Annotated in this window: 17 protein-coding genes and 1 tRNA gene; 13 read left to right on the forward strand and 5 right to left on the reverse strand. The window is 62.0% G+C overall.

Features of this window, described 5'->3' with window-relative positions:
• Nucleotides 1–97: 97 nt before the first annotated feature.
• The 5 genes from MMAR10_RS08615 to MMAR10_RS08630 all read left to right on the forward strand — a co-directional run bounded on the left by MMAR10_RS08615 (nucleotide 98) and on the right by MMAR10_RS08630 (nucleotide 4,374).
• Entirely contained in the window at nucleotides 98–1,318 is a 1,221-nt protein-coding gene (locus MMAR10_RS08615; RefSeq protein WP_011643600.1) for an acyl-CoA dehydrogenase, read from the forward strand.
• A gap of 97 nt (nucleotides 1,319–1,415) precedes the next feature.
• The gene (locus tag MMAR10_RS08620; protein ID WP_011643601.1) at nucleotides 1,416–2,150 is read left to right on the forward strand and encodes a tetratricopeptide repeat protein; all 735 of its coding nucleotides are present in this window, start codon (nucleotides 1,416–1,418) and stop codon (nucleotides 2,148–2,150) included.
• A gap of 81 nt (nucleotides 2,151–2,231) precedes the next feature.
• Nucleotides 2,232–2,322: transfer RNA gene (locus MMAR10_RS08625), tRNA-Ser, on the forward strand.
• Nucleotides 2,323–2,721: 399 nt separating this feature from the next.
• Nucleotides 2,722–3,072 (forward strand): hypothetical protein, encoded by a 351-nt coding sequence (locus tag MMAR10_RS16905; RefSeq protein WP_150099748.1) that lies wholly within the window; start codon nucleotides 2,722–2,724, stop codon nucleotides 3,070–3,072.
• 840 nt (nucleotides 3,073–3,912) lie between these two features.
• Complete coding sequence (locus MMAR10_RS08630) at nucleotides 3,913–4,374, forward strand: pseudoazurin (RefSeq protein ID WP_011643602.1); 462 nt, start codon at nucleotides 3,913–3,915, stop codon at nucleotides 4,372–4,374.
• 199 nt (nucleotides 4,375–4,573) lie between these two features.
• Here MMAR10_RS08630 and MMAR10_RS08635 read toward each other — a convergent pair whose 3' ends face one another.
• Nucleotides 4,574–5,125, reverse strand: a complete 552-nt coding sequence (locus MMAR10_RS08635) for a PepSY domain-containing protein (RefSeq protein WP_011643603.1) — start codon at nucleotides 5,123–5,125, stop codon at nucleotides 4,574–4,576.
• 142 nt (nucleotides 5,126–5,267) lie between these two features.
• Here MMAR10_RS08635 and MMAR10_RS08640 point away from each other — a divergent pair, with 142 nt between their 5' ends.
• Together MMAR10_RS08640 and MMAR10_RS08645 are read left to right on the forward strand one after the other, a co-directional pair.
• The gene (locus MMAR10_RS08640; protein WP_011643604.1) at nucleotides 5,268–8,540 is read left to right on the forward strand and encodes a VPS10 domain-containing protein; all 3,273 of its coding nucleotides are present in this window, start codon (nucleotides 5,268–5,270) and stop codon (nucleotides 8,538–8,540) included.
• Nucleotides 8,541–8,692: 152 nt separating this feature from the next.
• Entirely contained in the window at nucleotides 8,693–9,760 is a 1,068-nt protein-coding gene (locus MMAR10_RS08645) for an NAD-dependent epimerase/dehydratase family protein (protein WP_011643605.1), read from the forward strand.
• A 33-nt stretch (nucleotides 9,761–9,793) separates the two neighbouring features.
• Here the strand turns inward: MMAR10_RS08645 and ppk2 are convergent, their stop codons facing one another.
• Nucleotides 9,794–10,549, reverse strand: coding sequence for a polyphosphate kinase 2 (gene ppk2 / locus MMAR10_RS08650; RefSeq protein ID WP_011643606.1), 756 nt, complete (start codon nucleotides 10,547–10,549; stop codon nucleotides 9,794–9,796).
• 206 nt (nucleotides 10,550–10,755) lie between these two features.
• Between ppk2 and MMAR10_RS08655 the strand changes: the two genes are divergently transcribed.
• Nucleotides 10,756–11,022 carry a hypothetical protein gene (locus MMAR10_RS08655; RefSeq protein WP_011643607.1) on the forward strand — a complete coding sequence of 89 codons (267 nt, stop codon included), beginning with the start codon at nucleotides 10,756–10,758 and terminating at the stop codon, nucleotides 11,020–11,022.
• Between the two features lie 22 nt (nucleotides 11,023–11,044).
• On the opposite strand, the gene MMAR10_RS08660 is transcribed toward MMAR10_RS08655, so the two are convergent.
• Nucleotides 11,045–12,022, reverse strand: coding sequence for an oxidoreductase (locus MMAR10_RS08660; protein WP_011643608.1), 978 nt, complete (start codon nucleotides 12,020–12,022; stop codon nucleotides 11,045–11,047).
• Nucleotides 12,023–12,261: 239 nt separating this feature from the next.
• Here MMAR10_RS08660 and MMAR10_RS08665 point away from each other — a divergent pair, with 239 nt between their 5' ends.
• Complete coding sequence (locus tag MMAR10_RS08665; RefSeq protein WP_011643609.1) at nucleotides 12,262–13,629, forward strand: cytochrome P450; 1,368 nt, start codon at nucleotides 12,262–12,264, stop codon at nucleotides 13,627–13,629.
• 80 nt (nucleotides 13,630–13,709) lie between these two features.
• Nucleotides 13,710–14,783: an SMP-30/gluconolactonase/LRE family protein gene (locus MMAR10_RS08670; protein WP_011643610.1), complete on the forward strand. Its 1,074-nt coding sequence runs from the start codon at nucleotides 13,710–13,712 to the stop codon at nucleotides 14,781–14,783.
• Here MMAR10_RS08670 and MMAR10_RS08675 read toward each other — a convergent pair.
• Nucleotides 14,780–15,220, reverse strand: a complete 441-nt coding sequence (locus MMAR10_RS08675) for a D-Ala-D-Ala carboxypeptidase family metallohydrolase (protein ID WP_011643611.1) — start codon at nucleotides 15,218–15,220, stop codon at nucleotides 14,780–14,782. The two genes, MMAR10_RS08670 and MMAR10_RS08675, sit on opposite strands and share 4 nt — an antisense overlap.
• 205 nt (nucleotides 15,221–15,425) lie before the next feature.
• Here MMAR10_RS08675 and MMAR10_RS08680 point away from each other — a divergent pair, with 205 nt between their 5' ends.
• On the forward strand, nucleotides 15,426–16,316 hold the full coding sequence (locus tag MMAR10_RS08680; RefSeq protein WP_011643612.1) for an alpha/beta hydrolase: 891 nt from the start codon (nucleotides 15,426–15,428) through the stop codon (nucleotides 16,314–16,316).
• A 54-nt stretch (nucleotides 16,317–16,370) separates the two neighbouring features.
• Nucleotides 16,371–17,180, forward strand: coding sequence for a crotonase/enoyl-CoA hydratase family protein (locus MMAR10_RS08685; protein ID WP_011643613.1), 810 nt, complete (start codon nucleotides 16,371–16,373; stop codon nucleotides 17,178–17,180).
• Nucleotides 17,181–17,193: 13 nt separating this feature from the next.
• Here the strand turns inward: MMAR10_RS08685 and MMAR10_RS08690 are convergent, their stop codons facing one another.
• Nucleotides 17,194–17,853, reverse strand: a complete 660-nt coding sequence (locus tag MMAR10_RS08690) for a Fe2+-dependent dioxygenase (RefSeq protein ID WP_011643614.1) — start codon at nucleotides 17,851–17,853, stop codon at nucleotides 17,194–17,196.
• 93 nt (nucleotides 17,854–17,946) lie between these two features.
• Here MMAR10_RS08690 and MMAR10_RS08695 point away from each other — a divergent pair, with 93 nt between their 5' ends.
• On the forward strand, nucleotides 17,947–18,804 hold the full coding sequence (locus MMAR10_RS08695) for a hypothetical protein (RefSeq protein ID WP_011643615.1): 858 nt from the start codon (nucleotides 17,947–17,949) through the stop codon (nucleotides 18,802–18,804).
• Nucleotides 18,805–18,920: the final 116 nt, after the last annotated feature.

The following is an 18,920-nucleotide window of genomic DNA, read 5'->3' on the forward strand; positions in this document are numbered from 1 at the left end:
CCAAGCCGAACCGCTCCGGCAGCTTGCCCCCGATGCCCGGCCCGGCTAATCCGGCATCAAAGCCAAACTCGAAACCGCCCCGGGGAGCCATATCATCATGACCGACAAGCCGACGCTGAAAGCCAAGGATGCCCCGGATCTGGGCCGTTTTGACTGGCAGGACCCTTTCCGTCTCGACGACCAGCTGACCGAAGAAGAGCGCATGGTGCGCGATACCGCGCGCAGCTATGCCCAGGACAAGCTGCAACCGCGCGTGATCGAGGCCTATCGCGAAGAAAAGACCGATCCGGCCATTTTCCGCGAAATGGGTGATCAGGGTCTTCTGGGCTGTACGCTTCCGGAAGAATATGGCGGCGCCGGCCTGGGCTATGTCGCCTACGGCCTGGTTGCGCGCGAAGTCGAGCGAGTCGATAGCGGCTATCGTTCGATGATGTCGGTCCAGTCCTCGCTGGTGATGTATCCGATCTATGCCTATGGCTCGGAAGAACAGCGGCAAAAATATCTGCCCAAGCTGGCATCCGGCGAATGGATCGGCTGTTTCGGCCTGACCGAACCCGATGCCGGCTCCGACCCGGCCGGCATGAAGACCCGCGCCACCAAAACGGCGACCGGTTACACGCTCAATGGCGCGAAGATGTGGATCTCCAACTCCCCCATCGCCGATGTCTTCGTGGTCTGGGCCAAGTCTGACGCCCATGACGGCAAGATCCGCGGATTTGTGCTCGACAAGGGCATGAAGGGCCTCTCCGCCCCGAAAATCGGCGGCAAACTGTCGCTGCGCGCCTCGATTACCGGCGAAATCGTGATGGACAATGTGGAAGTCGGCGAAGACGCCCTCCTGCCGCATGTCTCCGGACTGAAAGGCCCGTTCGGCTGTCTCAACCGGGCGCGCTACGGCATTTCCTGGGGCGCCATGGGCGCCGCCGAATTCTGCTGGCATGCGGCGCGCCAGTATGGCCTCGACCGGATCCAGTTCGACAAGCCGCTGGCCCAGACCCAGCTCTACCAGAAAAAGCTCGCCGACATGCAGACCGAGATCACGCTGGGCCTGCAAGGCTCCCTGCGCATCGGTCGCCTGATGGACGAGGCGCAAGCAGCGCCGGAAATGATCTCGATCATGAAGCGCAATAATTGCGGCAAGGCGCTCGATATCGCCCGCATGGCGCGTGACATGCACGGCGGCAATGGCATCTCCGAGGAATTCCAGGTCATGCGTCACATGGTCAATCTGGAGACCGTCAACACCTATGAAGGCGCCCATGACGTGCACGCCCTGATCCTGGGCCGCGCCCAGACCGGCCTGCAGGCCTTCTTCTAGGCGCACCACAAACGGGTTTCCACGGCACGTCCTGCGCGACATCTTGCCCGCCACAACCGGCTCGCCTAAGAAAGTGACGCTTGGCGCGGGGGGAACGATGCCGATTCTGATGGGGTTGCACATTCTGGTGTCGCTGGGATGCGCGGTGCATGTGATCCGCACCCAGCGCCAGATGTACTGGATTTTCATCCTGTTCGCCTTTCCGGCGCTGGGCTCGATCGTCTACCTTCTGGCCGAGGTCCTGCCCTCGGCGGCAGGCGGGCCAACTGGCCGCAAGGCCCAGGCCGCGGCCCGCAAGGCGCTCGACCCCGGGAAGGAAGCGCGCGAGGCCCTCGTCCAGGTCGAAATCAGCCGCACACCGGGCAATCTGCGCCGCGCCGCCATGGCCCTGCTGGCCACCAACCGCGCCGATGACGCAGTCATCATGGCGCGTGAGGCGGCTACCGGGGCTTTCGCTGAAGACGCCGCGATGATGCATACGCTCGCCCTGGCCCTGTTTGAGACCGGCCGTTACGACGAGGCCGCCGACCAGCTCGCCGCCATGCAGGCCGCCCACCCCACGCTGCGCCATCCCGAAGCCCATCTGCTCCACGCCCGGACACTGGAAGCGCTGGGCCGCCTCGACGAGGCCAGCGCCACCTATGACAGCGTGTCCGGCTATTTCCCGGGGCCGGAGGCCAAGGCGCGCTGGGCCATGATGCTGGAGGGCATGGGCGACCACGGCGCGGCTAGCGCGCAATGGCGCGAAATCGTGACCGCCTCCAAACACGCACCGAAACATGTCAGACGCACCCATCGCCGCTGGCTCGACATGGCCCGCGCCAAGGCCTGAGCGGCAACCGCCTGCAATCCATCCCGCAATCGCGGCAACTGCCACTTGAAGCCCTGCTGGTGTGCCATTAAACCGGTCGGTGGAGAGGTGGCCGAGTGGTCGAAGGCGCTCCCCTGCTAAGGGAGTGTGCGCCAAAAGCGTACCGTGGGTTCGAATCCCATCCTCTCCGCCACACCCCATCCTATTGAAATGTGAGCAGTTTCCGCGACGCCGAGCGTGTCGGGCGGTTTTGCGTCCCAATGACTCGACGTGCCGTCCGGGTCCACAGGTGCGCTGGCCGGACACCGGCTTTCCGGCAGCCGTGCAAAACCAGTATGGCGCCATCGCCCACACGGTGGGCGGATCAACGCCCCATTAGACGCTGAGCTATAACGTTTCTGGATTGAATGGTGCCTGTCACCATTTGTTTCGCCGCCCCAGACTGGACACGGAATAAATGGTGTGTGTCCCTATTTTTTGCCCAACAATGACAATCACTCAGCGGAAGCCGCACAGGCTCGGATTCGATATTAGTGGCGAGATGGTGGTCGAACACGAACTTGGGAAGTTGACGCGCGACCGGAGTAAAGTGATGGACACTATTTTTGGAAATGTTCTGGAAGTTGCTCGAACAAGTGATTTCAGTGTGGATAGCTTATATTTTCGAACGGACATAAAAACTCCAAGAGCCGAAGACGGGGCTTTATGGATTGGAATCCAATACACAGAAGATGATCTGATCAACGATGGAGATAAGATTTTCATAGAAAGCAACGATGAAATATACTGGGATTCACAAATCAAAATTATAGAAATTTCAGATACTCTCCGATTTATTCTTTCTCGTAAAGATGAATCGTGTAATTTCGCTCTTTCTTTGGGGGGTAGAGCAGATTTTGTTCGATCTATTATTGACTCATGGAGTGTTGATAGATATTTATAGGTCAGGCGTCCTTTCTTTATGTGTCTGTTGATGAAAAGTCGTGAATGGGAAAAGTGATGACAGTCACCTACTAATCCCAGACCGCGCAGGCGACCGAAACTGGATGCGGGATAAAGGGTGTGTGTCCCTGTTTTTTCGGAGGAAAACGTTGTTCGAGATGCCGATATTTACTGCGACACTGTGGATAGTTGTTAGTGCTATATTTGCTGGTGGGTGTAGTTCTGATCCGGTGTCAAACGTTGAGCAGCAAGTGAGCAATGCTGAGCGAGAAATGGCGCACCAAACACTGGCGTCCGTAGTGCGTTTGGAATCGTTTGACCCTCCTTCGTCGCAATATTGGGGTGCTGGAACGCGTAATGGTTGTATTTTCGTTCGCTTTCACCAAGTAGAGCATGGCGTTGTGATTTTGGAAGTCCGCGCAGATAGTGCGGTTGAAATATGGGCTGCCACCGTCGCAAGATCGATTTCTAGGTCCGAATTTCACGCCTCTCTAGATGAAGGTGCTTTGCTAACCTGTTTCCAAGAGGCGAATGTCCGGGAATAAAAAGGGCATTGAGAAAAAACAGGGACATGGCCGTAATCGCCAAGGCTGGTCAGGAACAAATGGGGACACACACCATTTTCGTGCGTTGAGAAACCGCGACAGGCACCAATGCGCCGCAAATCCTCTGCGCCACCGGCGACAATCCCACCATAACTCGCTCGCTCTGAACCGCTCTCTGCGACAGCCTGTCTCAGCCATTTTGACGCAGCGAAATGGCGCCCTGCCCGCCTAAGTTCTCCGTCATGGTCGGACGCATCCTCCCTGTTACGCGTCCGGCAGCTGATAGGAGACACAACATGAAAAAACTCATTCTCTGCGCGGCGCTTGGCGCCATGGTGATGGCCCCGGCGGCCTTCGCCGAGGAGCATGTGATCGAAATGCGTAATATGGGTTCCGATCGCCAATCCATGGTGTTTGAGCCCGCTTATCTCGAAGTCGAGCCCGGCGACACCGTCACCTTTGTCAACGCCATGGGCGTTCACAACGCCCAGACAATTGACGGCATGTTGCCCGACGGGGTTGAGGGATTTGTCGGCGACATGAATAGCGACATCTCCTTCACCGCCTCCGAGGAAGGCCTGTACGGCATTAAATGCATGCCGCACTACGGCATGGGCATGGTCGCGCTGATCAAGGTGGGCGATGGCGAAGCGCCAAACCTGGAAGCGGCCGCCTCCGTGCGTCATCCGGGCCGGGCGCGCATGCGCATGGCCGATCTGCTGGAGCAGGCCACGGCCGTCCCGGATGTCGGCTCATAAACGCTTGCCGGCTTCACCCCCGGAGCGGTTTCAGGCCCGGTCGGGCGGTCTTTCAGGGCCGCCCGGTCCCGTCCTTTGACTTGGTGGGGATAGCGCTTGAAACAATCGCGGACAGGGCCGCAATGACGGCTGGCATCAATGGAGCCCTTGCCATTGATTTCCGGGTCGGGTTTGCCTGACTGTACAGCCAGTGTGGAGCCTATTTCTTGTCCGCAACTCCGGCCCGCCTCGCCCGCTGCTTCTTGCGTTGCCAGCGCTTGAGATAGGGCTCCAGGAACAGCCAAATTCCGGTGGCCCAGAGAACCAGCAGGACCACGCCGACCGGCAGGAAGACGAATGTCTTGATCCAGTCGGCGAAGAATGAGCCGTCGTGAATCTGTTCGAACAGGTCGGAGCGGCGATATTCCAGCGACAATACGTCCAGCGTGACCAGGTCGATCTGGGCCTCCCAGCGATTGGAGGCGATGAATTTGGCGATGCCGCGGTCCGAACGGATATCGATCCGGTCGAACTGGTCCCAGCTCGTGATCTCCAGCTCCTCAATGGCCGCCGCGGCCGCATAAAGCTCTGCCAGGGACGTGTCGGGCACCTGCGCCGAGGCCATCTCACTGCGCTGCGTGGCCGGCTGGATCCACTCGATGTCCTTCTTCAGCATCAAGAATATTCCGGCAATGATCATGATGCCGAGCGGGAGCATGACAATGGGCGAGGCCCAATGGTGGATGTCGCGGAGAAGCTTGCCGATTTTCATGCGTCGCATCCTTGCCATGGGCAGGCGCCGGTCAAGTCATGATGCCGGCTGATCGGAAAGGCCCGGGAATATTCCCGGAATGGCTTCTCTTTCGGCTCCGGGTTGTTAAGGTCGGCGCAATTCAATTTTCGGGGGAAATTTCATGCGTAGAATCATCTGTGCCGTCCTGCTCTTTGCGCTGCCACAAACCGCGTGCGCGCAATCGGAGAGCGAGACCGAAACCGGCCCGTTGACCTCCGAGAACTTCGCAGGCTTCGAGTTCCGCAGTATCGGGCCCGCTTTCATGTCGGGACGTATCGCCGATATCGAAATCATGCCGGATGATCCCTCGACCTGGATCGTCGGCGTCGGTTCGGGCGGGGTCTGGCGCACGGACAATGCCGGCACGACCTGGTCGTCATTATTCGATGATGAAGGCGTCTATTCCATCGGCACGGTCACGGTCGACCCGTCCAATCCCCATACGATCTGGGTCGGCACCGGAGAGAATCACGGCGGCCGGCACCTCGGCTATGGCAATGGCGTCTATCGCTCCCGCGATGGCGGCGACAGCTGGACCCATCTGGGGCTTGAATCTTCCGAGCACATTTCGGAGATCCTGATCCACCCGGAAGACCCCGATACGATCTGGGTCGCCTCGCAGGGGCCGCTTTGGTCGCCGGGCGGCGAGCGCGGCCTCTTCAAATCGACCGATGGCGGCGAGACCTGGACACTGGTGCTGTCGGCGGGCGAATGGACCGGCGTGACCGACATCGTCATGGACCCCCGCAATCCCGACCGTCTGGTCGCGGCGACCTGGCAGCGCCACCGGACGGTGGCCGCCTATATGGGCGCCGGTCCGGAGAGCGGGCTGCACGTGTCTGACGATGGTGGCGATACCTGGCGCGAAGTCACCGCCGGATTGCCGAGCGGCAATATGGGCAAGATCGGCCTGGCGATCTCGCCGCAAAACCCTGACGTGCTCTATGCGGCGATCGAACAGGACCGCCGCACGGGCGGGGTCTACCGGTCCAGCAATCGCGGCGAGAGCTGGACCCGCATGTCCGACACGGTCTCGGGCGGAACGGGCCCGCACTACTACCAGGAGCTCTACGCCCACCCGCATCATTTCGATCGGATCATCCTGGTCTCCAACACCACCCAGATCTCCGAGGATGGCGGCGCAACATTCCGCGGCCTGAACAATGAGACCAAGCATGTCGATGACCATGCCATCGGCTTCCACCCGACCGATCCGGACTATCTGCTGGTTGGCTCGGACGGCGGTCTGTACGAGAGCTGGGACGGCGATGCGACCTGGCGCTTCATCTCCAACCTGCCGATCACGCAATTCTACGACATCGCCCTGGACGACGCCGAGCCCTTCTACAATGTCTATGGCGGCACCCAGGACAATAATACCCAGATGGGCCCCTCGCGAACGGACAGCCGGCACGGCATCCGCAATTCGGACTGGGTCGTGACCCTGTTCGGCGATGGTCATGAACCCGATGTCGAGCCCGGCAATCCGGACATTGCCTATTCAAGCTGGCAGCAGGGAAATCTGGTCCGCTTCGATCGCACGACAGGCGAGCTGGTCTATGTTCGTGCCCAGCCCCAGCCCGGCGAACCGGCCGAGCGCTTCAACTGGGATGCGCCGCTGGTGGTGTCCTCGCATCAGCCGACCCGGCTCTATCACGCCTCGCAACGCGTCTGGCGCTCGAATGATCGCGGCGACAGCTGGACACCCCTCTCCGGTGACCTGACCCGTGACCAGGACCGCATGTTGCTGCCGATCATGGGGCGGCAATGGTCCTGGGATGCCGGCTGGGACATCTATGCGATGTCGGTCTACAACACGATCAGCGCGCTGGCGGAGTCGCCTGTCGACGAGAATGTGATCTATGCCGGTACCGATGACGGTCTGGTCCAGATCACGGTCGACGGCGGCGACAACTGGCGGCGGACCGAAGCCGGCGACCTGCCGGGCGTGCCCGACCTCGCCTATATCAATGATTTCGAGCCATCCCGTTTTGACGCCAACACGGTCTATATGGCGCTCGACAACCACAAATACGGTGATTTCACCCCCTATCTCCTGCGCTCGGACAATCAGGGCCGCAGCTGGCGCATGATCACCGACGGATTGCCAGAGAATGGCCCTGTCTGGCGCATCGTCCAGGACCACGAGAATCCGGACCTGCTCTTCATCGGTACGGAATTCGGTGTCTATTTCACCCTCGATGGCGGCGACAACTGGACCCAGCTGACCGCCGGCATGCCGCCCATTCCCGCCCGCGATCTTTTGATCCATGAGCGCGAGGACGATCTTGTAGTCGGCACGTTCGGCCGGTCCATCTATGTCCTCGACGATATTGCCCCCCTGCGCGACCTCTCGGTCGACTCGCTCGAGACCGACACGCGACTTTTCCCGGTCCGCCGGGCCTGGTGGTATCAGGAACAACACGAGCTTGGATTCGGCTTCAGGGCGTCTCAGGGCGACGGCTATTTCCAGGCCGAGAACCCGGCCTTCGGGGCCCTCATCACCTATTATGTCAGCGAGGGCCTGCAGACGTCCGAAGAGGCGCGCCAGGAGATGGAAAGCCCGTTGGTCGAAGCGGGCGAGGATACACCCTTCCCCGGCTTCGACGTGATCGAATCGGAACGACGTGAAGCGCCGCCGCGTTTCTGGCTGGTCATTCGCGACAGCGCCGGTGATGTGGTGCGGCGTCTGCCCGGGCCTGTTTCGTCCGGCTTCCACCGTGTCACCTGGGATCTCACCTATCCGAGCTCCGACGCGGTGACCACGCCCGATACGGCAGATTCCGAGACATCGGGCTATCTCGTCGCTCCGGGCCGTTACTCGGTCGAGCTGGTGCGACAGAGTAATGGCGAAACCGTCGTAATGGGTGAGGCCCAGACGATCGAGGTTGAACGCCTCACCGATGGCGCCCTGCCCGGCTCGCCGGATGACGAGGTGGTTGCCTTCTGGGAGCGGCTTGCCTCGATGCAGCGTCAGGTCTCTGCGGCCTCGGCGTCCATCGAGTTGACCCATGCGCGCATCGCACGCCTGCAATCAGCGCTTTATCGAACGCGTACGGCGCCGGGTACGCTTGATGACCGCTACGAAGCCCTGAGACAGGAATTGTTCGCCATTGAGGAAGCTCTGGGCGGCAATCAGACCATGGCGGGCCGCCATGGCGCGCAAGCGTCCACGGTCGGCGCACGGCTATCCTTCGCGCAATTGGGAACCGGCAATTCGAGCTACGGCCCTTCGCCGTCCCATGAAGCACAATTGCAGATGGCGGAAGAAGAAATGGCCGGCATTCGTGAACGGCTGGCCAATCTGACCGAGGCGGCCATTCCGGCGTTCGAGGCTGACCTGGCCGCGGTCGATGCGCCATGGACGCCGGGCACGCCAATGCCGCCCTGGTGAAGGACAGAGCCACAGCAGCGCTGAAAAGACAGATCGACAGGCAATGCGCAAACGGGAGGTGAGCGAGACCCGCCTCACCTCCGCCGCACGCCGCATTTGCCGATAGCCGCCTTCTGTCGGAAGGTCTGCCCTCACCCGCCCGGAGCCTTGCCATGACCGCCATCAATCCTGACGCCCCGATCCTGGTGACCGGCGGGACCGGCTATCTGGCCGGAGTGATCATCGCGCAATTGCTCGACGCCGGGCACACGGTGCACGCCACGGTCCGCGATCCGGACAAGCGGGACCGACTGGCCGCACTGGACGCGCTGGCGGCGACCTCGCCCGGCTCGATCCGGTATTTTCGGGCTGATCTGCGGGATCCGGAGGCGTTCGGCCCGGCCATGACCGGATGCGAGCTGGTGATCCACACCGCCTCGCCCTTCATCGCCCATGTCGCCGATCCGCAGCGCGATCTGGTTGACCCGGCGGTTGAGGGGACACGCAATGTGCTGACGGCCGCGAACGCCACCGAAAGCGTGAAACGCGTCGTGCTGACCTCCAGCTGCGCCGCCATCTATGGCGACAATGCCGATATCGCCGCCATGCCGGAGCGCAAGCTGACCGAGGCGGTGTGGAATACCAGCTCGTCCCTTCGCCACCAGGCCTATTCCTTCTCCAAGACCCTGGCCGAAAAGGCCGCCTGGGAAATCGCCGGTGCCCAGTCACGCTGGGACCTTGTGACCATCAACCCGTCACTCATCCTCGGCCCCGGCATTGATCCGATGACCTCCGGCGAGAGCTATGCGCTGATCACCCAGATCGGGGACGGGACGATGGCCGCGGGCGTTCCCGATTTCCGCATCGGGGCCGTCGATGTCCGCGATGTCGCTGCGGCGCATATCAAGGCGGGCTTCACCCCGCAGGCGGAAGGTCGTCACATCCTGTCAGCGCATAATACGGGATTTGTCGAAATGAGTGCGGTCCTGCGTGACCATTTCGGATCAGACTATAAATTCGGCAAATCCATTCTGCCGAAATTCCTGGTCTGGCTGGCCGGACCGATGATCAATCCGGCACTGACGCGCAAAATGGTCAGCCGCAATGTCGGCATTCCCTTCATTGCTGACAATGCCAAGAGCCGAACCGCGCTGGGCATGACCTACCGCCCGCTGCAAGCCACGCTGACCGAGCATTTCCAGCAATTGATCGATGCCGGTCGGATCACCTCAAAGCAGTAGTCGGCGCCGGTCGAGCGGGCAATCTGCCCTGACTCAGGGGGCCAGGAATGTGCCGCTCGCATCCGGCTTGCCCCAATATTGCAGCTGGTCGATGTCATGGACCGGGACCGGCCTGGAATAGCCGCCACAATCAATGGTCCTGAGAATGTCGTTGATCACCGTCAACCGTGCGACGCGCTTGTTGTCAGCCTTGACCACCCGCCAGGGCAGGGGCTGGCAGGTGTCGGTGAGCATGCGATTGCGCGCCTTTGAATAATCGTCCCATTTCGCGACGGCGACGGCATCGATCGGACTGATCTTCCAGGTCTTGAGCGGGTTCTGACGCCGATCCTCGAGGCGGGATATCTGCTCGTCCTTTGAGATGTCGAGATAGTATTTGAGCAGGATCAGACCGTCGTCGATCAGAATCTTCTCGAACGCGCCGACATCGGCCAGGAAGCTCTCATACTGGGCGTCAGAGCAGAACCCCATCACCTTCTCGACACCGGCCCGATTATACCAGGAGCGGTTGAACAGCGCCGTCTCGCCCTGGGCCGGAAGATAGGAGGTCCAGCGCTGGAAATACCAGGAACTGCGGTCGCGCTCACTGGGTTTGCCAAGCGCCACGACGCGGGTCTCACGCGGGCTTTGATGCTCCGAGATGCGCTTGATGACGCCATCCTTGCCAGAACTGTCCCTGCCCTCGAAAAGGATCAGAAGGCGCAAATCCCTGGCGATGATGTGACGTTGCAGGTCGACCAGATTGATCTGGGCATCGAGCAATTGCGCGCGGTATAGCGTCTTGTCCATTGTGACATGTCCTGTCGGTCCGGCTCACAGCTTGGGCCAGCGGGCCCGTAAAAGGTAGCCCAAACGGCACCCATGCGCCTCTGGCAGCAAGTCTGGACGGGCAAACCGTCCGACAGGCCCCTGAGGCGGAGCGTCGCAGGCGGTTTGGTCGCATCGCATCGTGCCGGCTGCAAGCCTAGCGTGAAGGCGGACAAGAGGAGACCTCCATGAACCACAAACACCGCAAGATCCTGCACGCCCTGTTCGCCCATCCGGAACCGGCCAATCTGGCGCCGGCTGATGTCGAGCACGTCCTGTCGGACCTGGGAGCGGAACTGCATGAACGCAGCGGGGCCAAATTCTCGGTCACCCTCAACGGACATACGGCGAGCTTCCATCACGCCCAGCACAGCCTGCCAAAGGATGAAGTCCGCGCCGTGCGGAAATTCCTCGAGACAGCCGGCATCGACGCCGAGCGTGACTATCCGCTCTGAGGCGAGCGGATAAAATTTCGCCTCAAGCCTGTGCCAGCAGCGCCTCGCTGACCGCCCACAGGCGTTCCGCCGACTCGTCGCTGCAGGCATGGGCATCGACCCCGCCATAGCGGGCCATCGGGCTGGACGGGTCGGTCGGAGCGGCGATATCGGCGTTCTCGCAATAGACGCCCGGCTTGCCGGCAAGGTCTGCTGCCGTCGCCGCCCACAGCGTGGTCGAACACCCCTGCTCGGGGGTCTTGAAGCCCTGACGGGCCAGTTCCGACGGCTCGCCATCCTCGCCCAGCCACCCCAGCGCGATCATTTCCTCTTGCGGCAAATGGCGCTGGAGCGGGGTGAAGATGCCGCCGGGATGGACCGAGAAGGCGAGCCCGCCATTGTCCTGCAGACGCCGTGACAAGCCGTTGGCAAACAGCGCATTGGCGGTCTTGGCCTGACCATAGGCCTGCCATTTGTCATAGGGCGTGTCGCGATACTGGATATCGTCCCAGCGGATATCAGACAGTTTGTGAGCGGTAGAGGAGAGCGCGACCACACGCGCGCCCGCAGTCTTTTTCAGCAGAGGCAGCAATGACAGCGTCAGGGCAAAATGCCCCATATGATTGATGCCGAACTGCGATTCCCAGCCCGGCCCGACCCGTGCTTCAGGACAGGCCATGATGCCGGCATTGTTGATCAACAGGTCAAGCCGGGCCAGCCGACCAGACACGCTGTCCGCAAAGCCGCGAACCGAGGCCAGGTCCGCCAGGTCCATGGGCGCGGTCGAGACATCTCCCGTGATCCCCGCCAGGGCCTCTGCCGCCTTGTCGGGTGAGCGGACCGGCACAATGACCGAGACGCCCCTGGCGGCGAGACTGCGCACCGTTTCAAGGCCGATTCCGCTATAGCCGCCGGTGACGATTGCCGTTTTGCCAGACAAGTTGAGACCTGCGAGGACCTCGTCGCCTGTGCTCTTGGCGTGAAAGCCCGAGGCAGTCGGAATTTGATCGGAAACAGCCATGTCGGCCTCCTTGGAGCGGATCGGGAAGTGGGGTCGAAATCGACGCGGGAGCACGGTGTCGCCGTTTCAACGACGTGACAAGTCGTTCCACGGACCGGTCAGGGCCATGGAACAGCCAGGGCCATGAGGCCCGACGGTTTCCTCTGCCTGGCCCGTTTGCCGCTTGCCAAGGCCGGCCACACCGCCTTAGCCTGAAAAAACGAACACTGTTCACTTGAGCGCAGGAAAGCTTGGACCTCATGCAACTCGTCAGCGATGTCATTCTGGAAGACCGCCCACAGACCGAGCCCGGCTTCGGTGCGACCTATCCGGGCTTTGACGACTTCAAACTGTGGGATCCGGCTGCCTGGACATCGGGCCATCCGCACGACTTCTTCAGGAAGATGCGCGAACAGGCGCCGGTGATGTGGCAGAGCGCCGACAAGTCGAAGGCCGGCTATTGGTCGGTTACACGCTATGACGACATCAAGACGGTCGAACTGGCACCAGAGATCTATTCCTCGGAACGCGGCAGCATCAACATGTTCGTGATGCCGCGGAAGGAATGGAAGCCCAAGAAGCTGATCCCCGCCGCCTTCAACTCGATCATCAACCTGGATCAGCCGCATCACATGCAGATGCGGATCCAGCAAAAGGACTTCTTCATCCCGCGCTTTGTCTCTGAACTGCAAGAGCGTGTCGATGCGAAGATTGATGACCTGCTCGACGAGATGGAAAGACGCGGCCCGGTCGTGGATTTCGTGAAACTGTTCTCGCAGGAACTGCCGCTCTTCACGCTGTGCGAGATGCTCGGTGTCGATGAGGCGGACCGGCCGAAGATCATTGAGTGGATGCATTATCTCGAACTGGCCAACCAGTATTTCGTCAATCCCTGGTCCCTGCTGTCTCGACGTCCCTGGTTCCCGATCAAATTCTATCACCATGTCAACGCGATGTTTGCCTATGGCGAGCGCGTCATGGCCGAGCGACGGGCCAATCCGCGCCGCGACCTGATGACCGCGATTGCCAATACCGAGATGGCCGGCAAGCCCCTGCCCCAGGAGTATCTGGACGGGTCCTGGCTGCTCATCATCTTCGCCGGCAATGACACCTCGCGAAACTCGCTGTCCGGGACCATCCGCCTGATGACCCAATTCGAAGACCAGCGTGAGGCGATCCTGTCAGACCCATCCCTGATCCCGGCGATGACCAATGAAGCCCTGCGCATGATTTCTCCGGTTCAGCACATGCGTCGCACGGCCATGGAAGACACCGAGCTCAACGGTCAGCGCATCGCCAGGGACGAGAAGGTTGTCCTTTGGTATCCGGCTGCCAATCGGGACCCGTCGGTCTTTCCCGACCCGGACCGTTTCGACATGACCCGGGAGAATGGCGACAAGCACCTGGCTTTTGGCCATGGCGCCCACAAATGCCTCGGTAGCCGGATTGCCCAGATGCAATTGCAATCGGCTTTCCGCAAGATTTTCGAACGCTTCCCGAAGATTGCCTGGACAGGCCGACAGACCATCGCGCCGAATACGCTGGTCCACGCCATCTCTTCGCTTGAGGTCAATCTCTATGGCCGCGACGGCGAACGCCCGCGTCCGGTGCAAGAGCGATGGCCGTGATGACGACCTGACGCCCTACGATAACACTGGGCCTGGCCGACAAGATGGGTTTAGCTGTGGCACTGTTTCAGGAGGGTTGAATGCGGATAGTCCTGATGGTCCTGGCGGGCCTGGTCATCGTGATGGGTCTGGCGACCTATGGCCCCGGCTCGATCGACGCCATGCGGATGGTCGTGCCCCCGCCCGACCCACGCCTGGACGGGCTGTTCGAAACCACCCGACCTGTGACGCGGACGGAAATGCCGGAGCTTCACGGCGCCGAGGATCTCGAGCCGGGCCCGGATGGCCGACTTTACGCTTCGCTGGCCGATGGCCGCATCATGGCGCGGGATGTCGAGGGGCACTGGACCCAGGTCGCCGACACCGGCGGGCGGCCGCTGGGTCTGAGCTTTGCTCCCGATGGCACCTTGTTTGTCGCGGATGCGCTGCGTGGCTTGTTGCGCCAGACACCCGATGGCTGGGAAACCTGGATCGCTTCAGCCCGGGATGGCGGCGAACTGGTCTTTGCTGACGACCTCACCGTGCTGGACGATGGCCGCATCATCCTCACCGATGCCTCGCTACGCCATGGCTATGGCGCCCATCTGACATCCTTCCTGGAAGGCGAGCAGACGGGACGCATCCTGATGGTCACCGGCCCCGACGACATGTCCGAACTGGTTGGCGGCCTGGGCTTTATCAACGGGGTCGATCACGACCCTCTGACGGGCCTGGTCTATATCAATGAAACCTGGACCGGCCGTATCTGGCAGCTCGATCCGGACAGTGGCGATCTGGACATTCTGATCGAAGGCCTGCCCGGCTATCCAGACAATCTGGAATTTGACGCCGAGACCGGCCTGATCTGGACCGCCATGCCTTCGCCGCGTGCCGTCGACCTGGAAGCTTTGCATGCCCGCCCCCTGGTCAAACGCCTGGTCTGGCGCTGGCTGCAGCTGGCCGGTCTGCCGCCATTGCCCGATACCCCCGCCATGGCGATCGCCGTTGATACTGACGGCCAGGCAGTCTTCGGCCTGACCGGGCCATCCGACGGCGCCGAAGGTACGACAACGGCCTTGGTCTGGCAGGGCGAGTTATGGACGTCCGGCCTGGCCCGTGACGGCATTACCGTCTTCGAGGCACCGGACGCCACGATCGGGGACGCGACGAACTAGTCAACAATGCCCCAGACAACTGCCGTCCCGGCGCCACCCTTCTGGGTTTTTACCTCCCGCCGCATGCGGGGGTCAAAGCTGATATGATTGATACGGCGCGAGGCCTCATAGATCAGCTGGTCAAAGGCCAGGGGCGAGGCCTCAAGCGCGCGCGCCACATCAACCGGCTCCATGCCCTTGACCGAGAAGTCCGCAGCATAGCCCAGGGCATGGGCGGAATTGCTGACGCCGCCCACCGCCTTGTTGACCACGGGATTTCGGTATCCCGATGTGATGGTGATGGCCCGGTCGCCCAAAATCCGTCGAACCTGCTCCATGCCACAGGCCAGGCCGTGCAGGGCCCTCATGTGCGGCTCGTCGGGGGTATTGGGGTCACCGAGCTCATCGGCCGTGTCGGACCGGGTAAACTCGTCCAGCTTGAAATTGCGGCTCAACATGTATCTCTCCAATGCGTTCCGGCCAATCCGTTCAGGCCAATACGGTCAGGCATGATGCCCAGTATAGCGCAAAACCCCTCGCACGCAGAAGGTGTATCTCGACAGGCCCGAATGACCGCCATGCGGCCACAAGTGTCATCCGCCCTCGTGCCCGCCAGTCCCTGCCGCTAGCCTCGCCGACGACCACAGCAAAGGACCGGTCACCATGAACCCAACACCGGACGGACCAGCGCCCCAACGTTTCCGGCATGCGCTTCCCGACGGCCACCTGGCCGGGCTGGCCTGGCCCGCCCCCGACAAGCCGCGACTGGTCTTCATCCATGCCAACGGGTTCTGCGCCAGCGCCTACCGCTCGGTCCTGTCCCGCCTGGCGGCCGATTTCGATATTCTGGCTCCTGACCTGCGCGGTCATGGCACATCGCGCCTGCCCGTTGATCCGGACCGGCATCACAACTGGCACATTTATGTCCGCGACATTTGTGCCTGGCTCGGCGCACTCGATCGTCCGGCCGATGCGCTGGCCGGTCATTCCATGGGTGCCATCATCGCGATGATGAGCGCTGCACGCCAGGACCAGCCGACATCGCTGGCACTGGTGGAGCCGGTGGTCATGCCTTCGATCGTCTATCTGACCGCACGAAGCCCGTTTCGCGGCATCATGCGCGGACGGATCGCAATCGCCAATGCGGCCCGCAAACGCTATGACGGCTGGCCCGCCCGCAGCGACGCCGCCAAACGCTATGCCCGCCACAAGACCTTTCGAAACTGGGCCGACGGCGTGCTCGATGATTATCTGGAAGACGGGCTGATGTCCGATGGTGAGGGCGGTGTGCGCCTGTCCTGCAATCCGATGTGGGAGGCCGCCAATTACGAGGCTCAGGGTCATGATATCGGCGCATCGCTGGATCAGGCCTCCGGACCGATCCATGTTCTCAAAGCCGAACACGCGTCCACCATTATCAATCGCCGGGCGCTAACCGGGCGCGGAATCGGCATCGACCTCCTGGCCGGCGCCGGCCATCTCGCGCCAATGGAAGCGCCCGGGCCCGTCGCCGACTGGATCGCCACTCGCCTGACCGCGCCCCGACCGGATTGATTCGGGAAGCAGGGCCAACAAGCACCAAGACACCCGTCAGACAGGGAGACTGACATGACGCAGCACGAACGATTTTCCGACCGCGTGACCGTCGCAGTCACGGACCGGGTCGCGCATGTCGAACTGGACCGTCCTGACAAGCTCAACGCCATCGACCCAGCCATGTTTGAAGGCCTTCACGAGGCCGGGCAGTTCCTCGCCGCGCGCGATGATGTGCGGGCCGTTGTCCTGAGCGGGCGCGGACGAATGTTCTGCGCCGGGCTCGATTTCGGCAGTTTCGCCGCCATGGCTGGTGACACCGGCGCGCTGGACCCGCTGGAGAAGCGCACCCACGGCCTCGCCAACATGCCACAACAGGCCTGCCTGCAATGGCGAGACCTGCCGGTTCCGGTCATCGCTGCTATCCAGGGCGGCGCCCTTGGCGGCGGACTCCAGATCGCCCTGGGCGCCGATATTCGGCTGGTGACAAAGGATGCCCGATTGTCGATCGCCGAGATCCGGTGGGGCCTGGTACCCGATATGGGCGGATGTGTTGTCCTGCCCGGACTGATGCGCGAGGACCAGATCCGGGAGCTGACCTATACCGGACGCGACGTGGCGGGCAGCGAAGCCGTCTTGCTTGGGTTGGCGACCCGGATTGCCGATGATCCGGTCGCCGAGGCCTTCACCCTGGCGACCCGTATTGCGGGACAAAGCCCGTCTGCCATGCGGGCGGCGAAACGACTGCTGACCATTGCCGCCAGCGCCGACCCGGCCACGGTCCTCATGGCCGAGTCGCGCGAGCAATCAGCCCTGATGGGCAATGCCGATCAGGTCGAAGCGGTCATGGCACATTTGGAAAAGCGGGCCCCGGTGTTCGACTGACGGAGCGAGGTCCTCAGTCTTCTGCCCACTGCCGCAAGAGATTGGCCTTCGTCTTGAGGACCAGGTCCAGCTCGCGGGTCTTGCCATCACGTGCAAACAGCGCGGCGGAGACCTGATCGAGGTCAAACAGGATTTCGCGCTGATCCGGTCGCCGGACCAGACTGCGCACCCAGCCCACAACAGCCACGCGCTCACCACGTGTCACCGGCGCGACCTGATGGATCGCCGATGTCGCATAGACGACTGCATCGCCAGCCGCGAGCTTGATCTCGGTTTCGCCATCGGGTCCGTCCATGACCAGTTCGCCGCCGTCATAGCTGTCCGGATCACTGAGAAAGAGTGTGAAGGACAGGTCGGCTCGACGTCCGCCCATCAGCGCGTCATCGATATGCGGTCCGTAGGCCATGCCGTCCCGGTAACGCGAGACGAGTATCCTCGACAGGGTCTTGGGCCGGGCGAAGCTGACAAACCCGGCATGAGCCATCAAAGCCTTGCGGACCTCGCTGCGGACCGTATCGACCCGCGCTCCGGCCTCGAGCTGTTCATTGGCCTTAACGGCTCGCGCCACCTGCCCCGCCGTCGTGCCCCCATCGACGAAACCACCCTGCCCGATCAGGTCGCGTAAATGATCTACCTGTTCGGACGGACAGACTTTTTGCAGATGAATGAGCATGGCCGTTCCTGCGATTGATTGTCATGTACTCAAAAAGCGGATACCCGTTTATGCCATCGAAATGCACAAAAACCATCTGTGAAGGGAAGTATCATGGGCATCAAGCGGCGCACTCGTATCTGGACGTCGGTCGGCACAGCGGCATTGCTGGGCGGGCTGGCCGGGTGCAGCAATCCTGCCGAAACGCCTGCGAGCCCCGAAGGGCACCAGGATCTGGCCGCCAACCACGCCCCGGCCCCGACGTTTTCCGAGGGTGAAGGTGAAGGCCAAGGCGGCGGCTCTGGTGGTGAGTTTGGCATTGATCCGGCCGAGGCCGAACGCAATCCGGTCGTTTACCTGATCGCTCTGGAAGTGATGCGGGCTCACTATCTCGCCGGGATTGACGCGCTCGAAGCCGGCGAACGGACTGCCGGCGCCGAGATGTTCGCCCATCCGATCGCCGAGATCTACATCGACTTCGAGCCGGTGCTCGAGGCGCAAGGGGCTCCTCTGTTCGGCGACGCCATGACCGACGCCTCGGTCGCCCCGTATAGCGGCGAAAGTGACGAGGCCATTGCCGCCTACGTCACAAACGTCATCGACTCGATTGATGCCGCGTCGGCATTCGCACCTCGCGGGCAGATCTCCCCCGCCGGTGTGCATGCGCGCGTCCTGAGCGACCTGATCGAGCGCGCCGTCCTGCAATACGAAGTCCTCGCCACCAATCCCGATGCACAGGAACCCTATCTCGATGGCTATGGATTCAGCCGGGCCGCGCAGCGCTATGCTGGAAACCATCTGGAACAGATCGCCGAAGCGGATGCCGACATGGCGCTTGACCTGGGCCGGACGATCTCCGCTATCGGGCGCGTCTTCCCGACCGCGACACGTCCCGCAGAGCTTGCGGGCGATAGCGCCGCACTGACGGCAATGGCCGCCGATATCCGCCGGGGCGCCGACGCCATGCGGTGAGCCGGCAGAGATGGCGAGCAGGACAGGACCGCCTGGAACGACCGACAGGTCCCCTGGTTTTTGCGAACGCGCACAGTTGGCTGACCTGACAACGCCCCGGTTTGGCTGATATAGGC

Source organism: Maricaulis maris MCS10 (genome assembly GCF_000014745.1).
Taxonomy (GTDB): Bacteria; Pseudomonadota; Alphaproteobacteria; order Caulobacterales; family Maricaulaceae; genus Maricaulis; species Maricaulis maris_A.

Excerpts from the sequence above, each read along its gene's own strand:
- MMAR10_RS08635 (WP_011643603.1), bottom strand. The coding sequence starts at position 5,125 with ATGAAAATCGGCAAGCTTCTCCGCGACATCCACCATTGGGCCTCGCCC.
- MMAR10_RS08660 (WP_011643608.1), bottom strand. The coding sequence starts at position 12,022 with ATGGCTGTTTCCGATCAAATTCCGACTGCCTCGGGCTTTCACGCCAAG.
- ppk2 (WP_011643606.1), bottom strand. The coding sequence starts at position 10,549 with ATGGACAAGACGCTATACCGCGCGCAATTGCTCGATGCCCAGATCAAT.
- MMAR10_RS08655 (WP_011643607.1), top strand. The coding sequence starts at position 10,756 with ATGAACCACAAACACCGCAAGATCCTGCACGCCCTGTTCGCCCATCCG.
- MMAR10_RS08645 (WP_011643605.1), top strand. The coding sequence starts at position 8,693 with ATGACCGCCATCAATCCTGACGCCCCGATCCTGGTGACCGGCGGGACC.
- MMAR10_RS08665 (WP_011643609.1), top strand. The coding sequence starts at position 12,262 with ATGCAACTCGTCAGCGATGTCATTCTGGAAGACCGCCCACAGACCGAG.
- MMAR10_RS16905 (WP_150099748.1), top strand. The coding sequence starts at position 2,722 with ATGGACACTATTTTTGGAAATGTTCTGGAAGTTGCTCGAACAAGTGAT.
- MMAR10_RS08640 (WP_011643604.1), top strand. The coding sequence starts at position 5,268 with ATGCGTAGAATCATCTGTGCCGTCCTGCTCTTTGCGCTGCCACAAACC.
- MMAR10_RS08680 (WP_011643612.1), top strand. The coding sequence starts at position 15,426 with ATGAACCCAACACCGGACGGACCAGCGCCCCAACGTTTCCGGCATGCG.
- MMAR10_RS08695 (WP_011643615.1), top strand. The coding sequence starts at position 17,947 with ATGGGCATCAAGCGGCGCACTCGTATCTGGACGTCGGTCGGCACAGCG.
- MMAR10_RS08620 (WP_011643601.1), top strand. The coding sequence starts at position 1,416 with ATGCCGATTCTGATGGGGTTGCACATTCTGGTGTCGCTGGGATGCGCG.
- MMAR10_RS08685 (WP_011643613.1), top strand. The coding sequence starts at position 16,371 with ATGACGCAGCACGAACGATTTTCCGACCGCGTGACCGTCGCAGTCACG.
- MMAR10_RS08690 (WP_011643614.1), bottom strand. The coding sequence starts at position 17,853 with ATGCTCATTCATCTGCAAAAAGTCTGTCCGTCCGAACAGGTAGATCAT.
- MMAR10_RS08675 (WP_011643611.1), bottom strand. The coding sequence starts at position 15,220 with ATGTTGAGCCGCAATTTCAAGCTGGACGAGTTTACCCGGTCCGACACG.
- MMAR10_RS08630 (WP_011643602.1), top strand. The coding sequence starts at position 3,913 with ATGAAAAAACTCATTCTCTGCGCGGCGCTTGGCGCCATGGTGATGGCC.
- MMAR10_RS08615 (WP_011643600.1), top strand. The coding sequence starts at position 98 with ATGACCGACAAGCCGACGCTGAAAGCCAAGGATGCCCCGGATCTGGGC.
- MMAR10_RS08670 (WP_011643610.1), top strand. The coding sequence starts at position 13,710 with ATGCGGATAGTCCTGATGGTCCTGGCGGGCCTGGTCATCGTGATGGGT.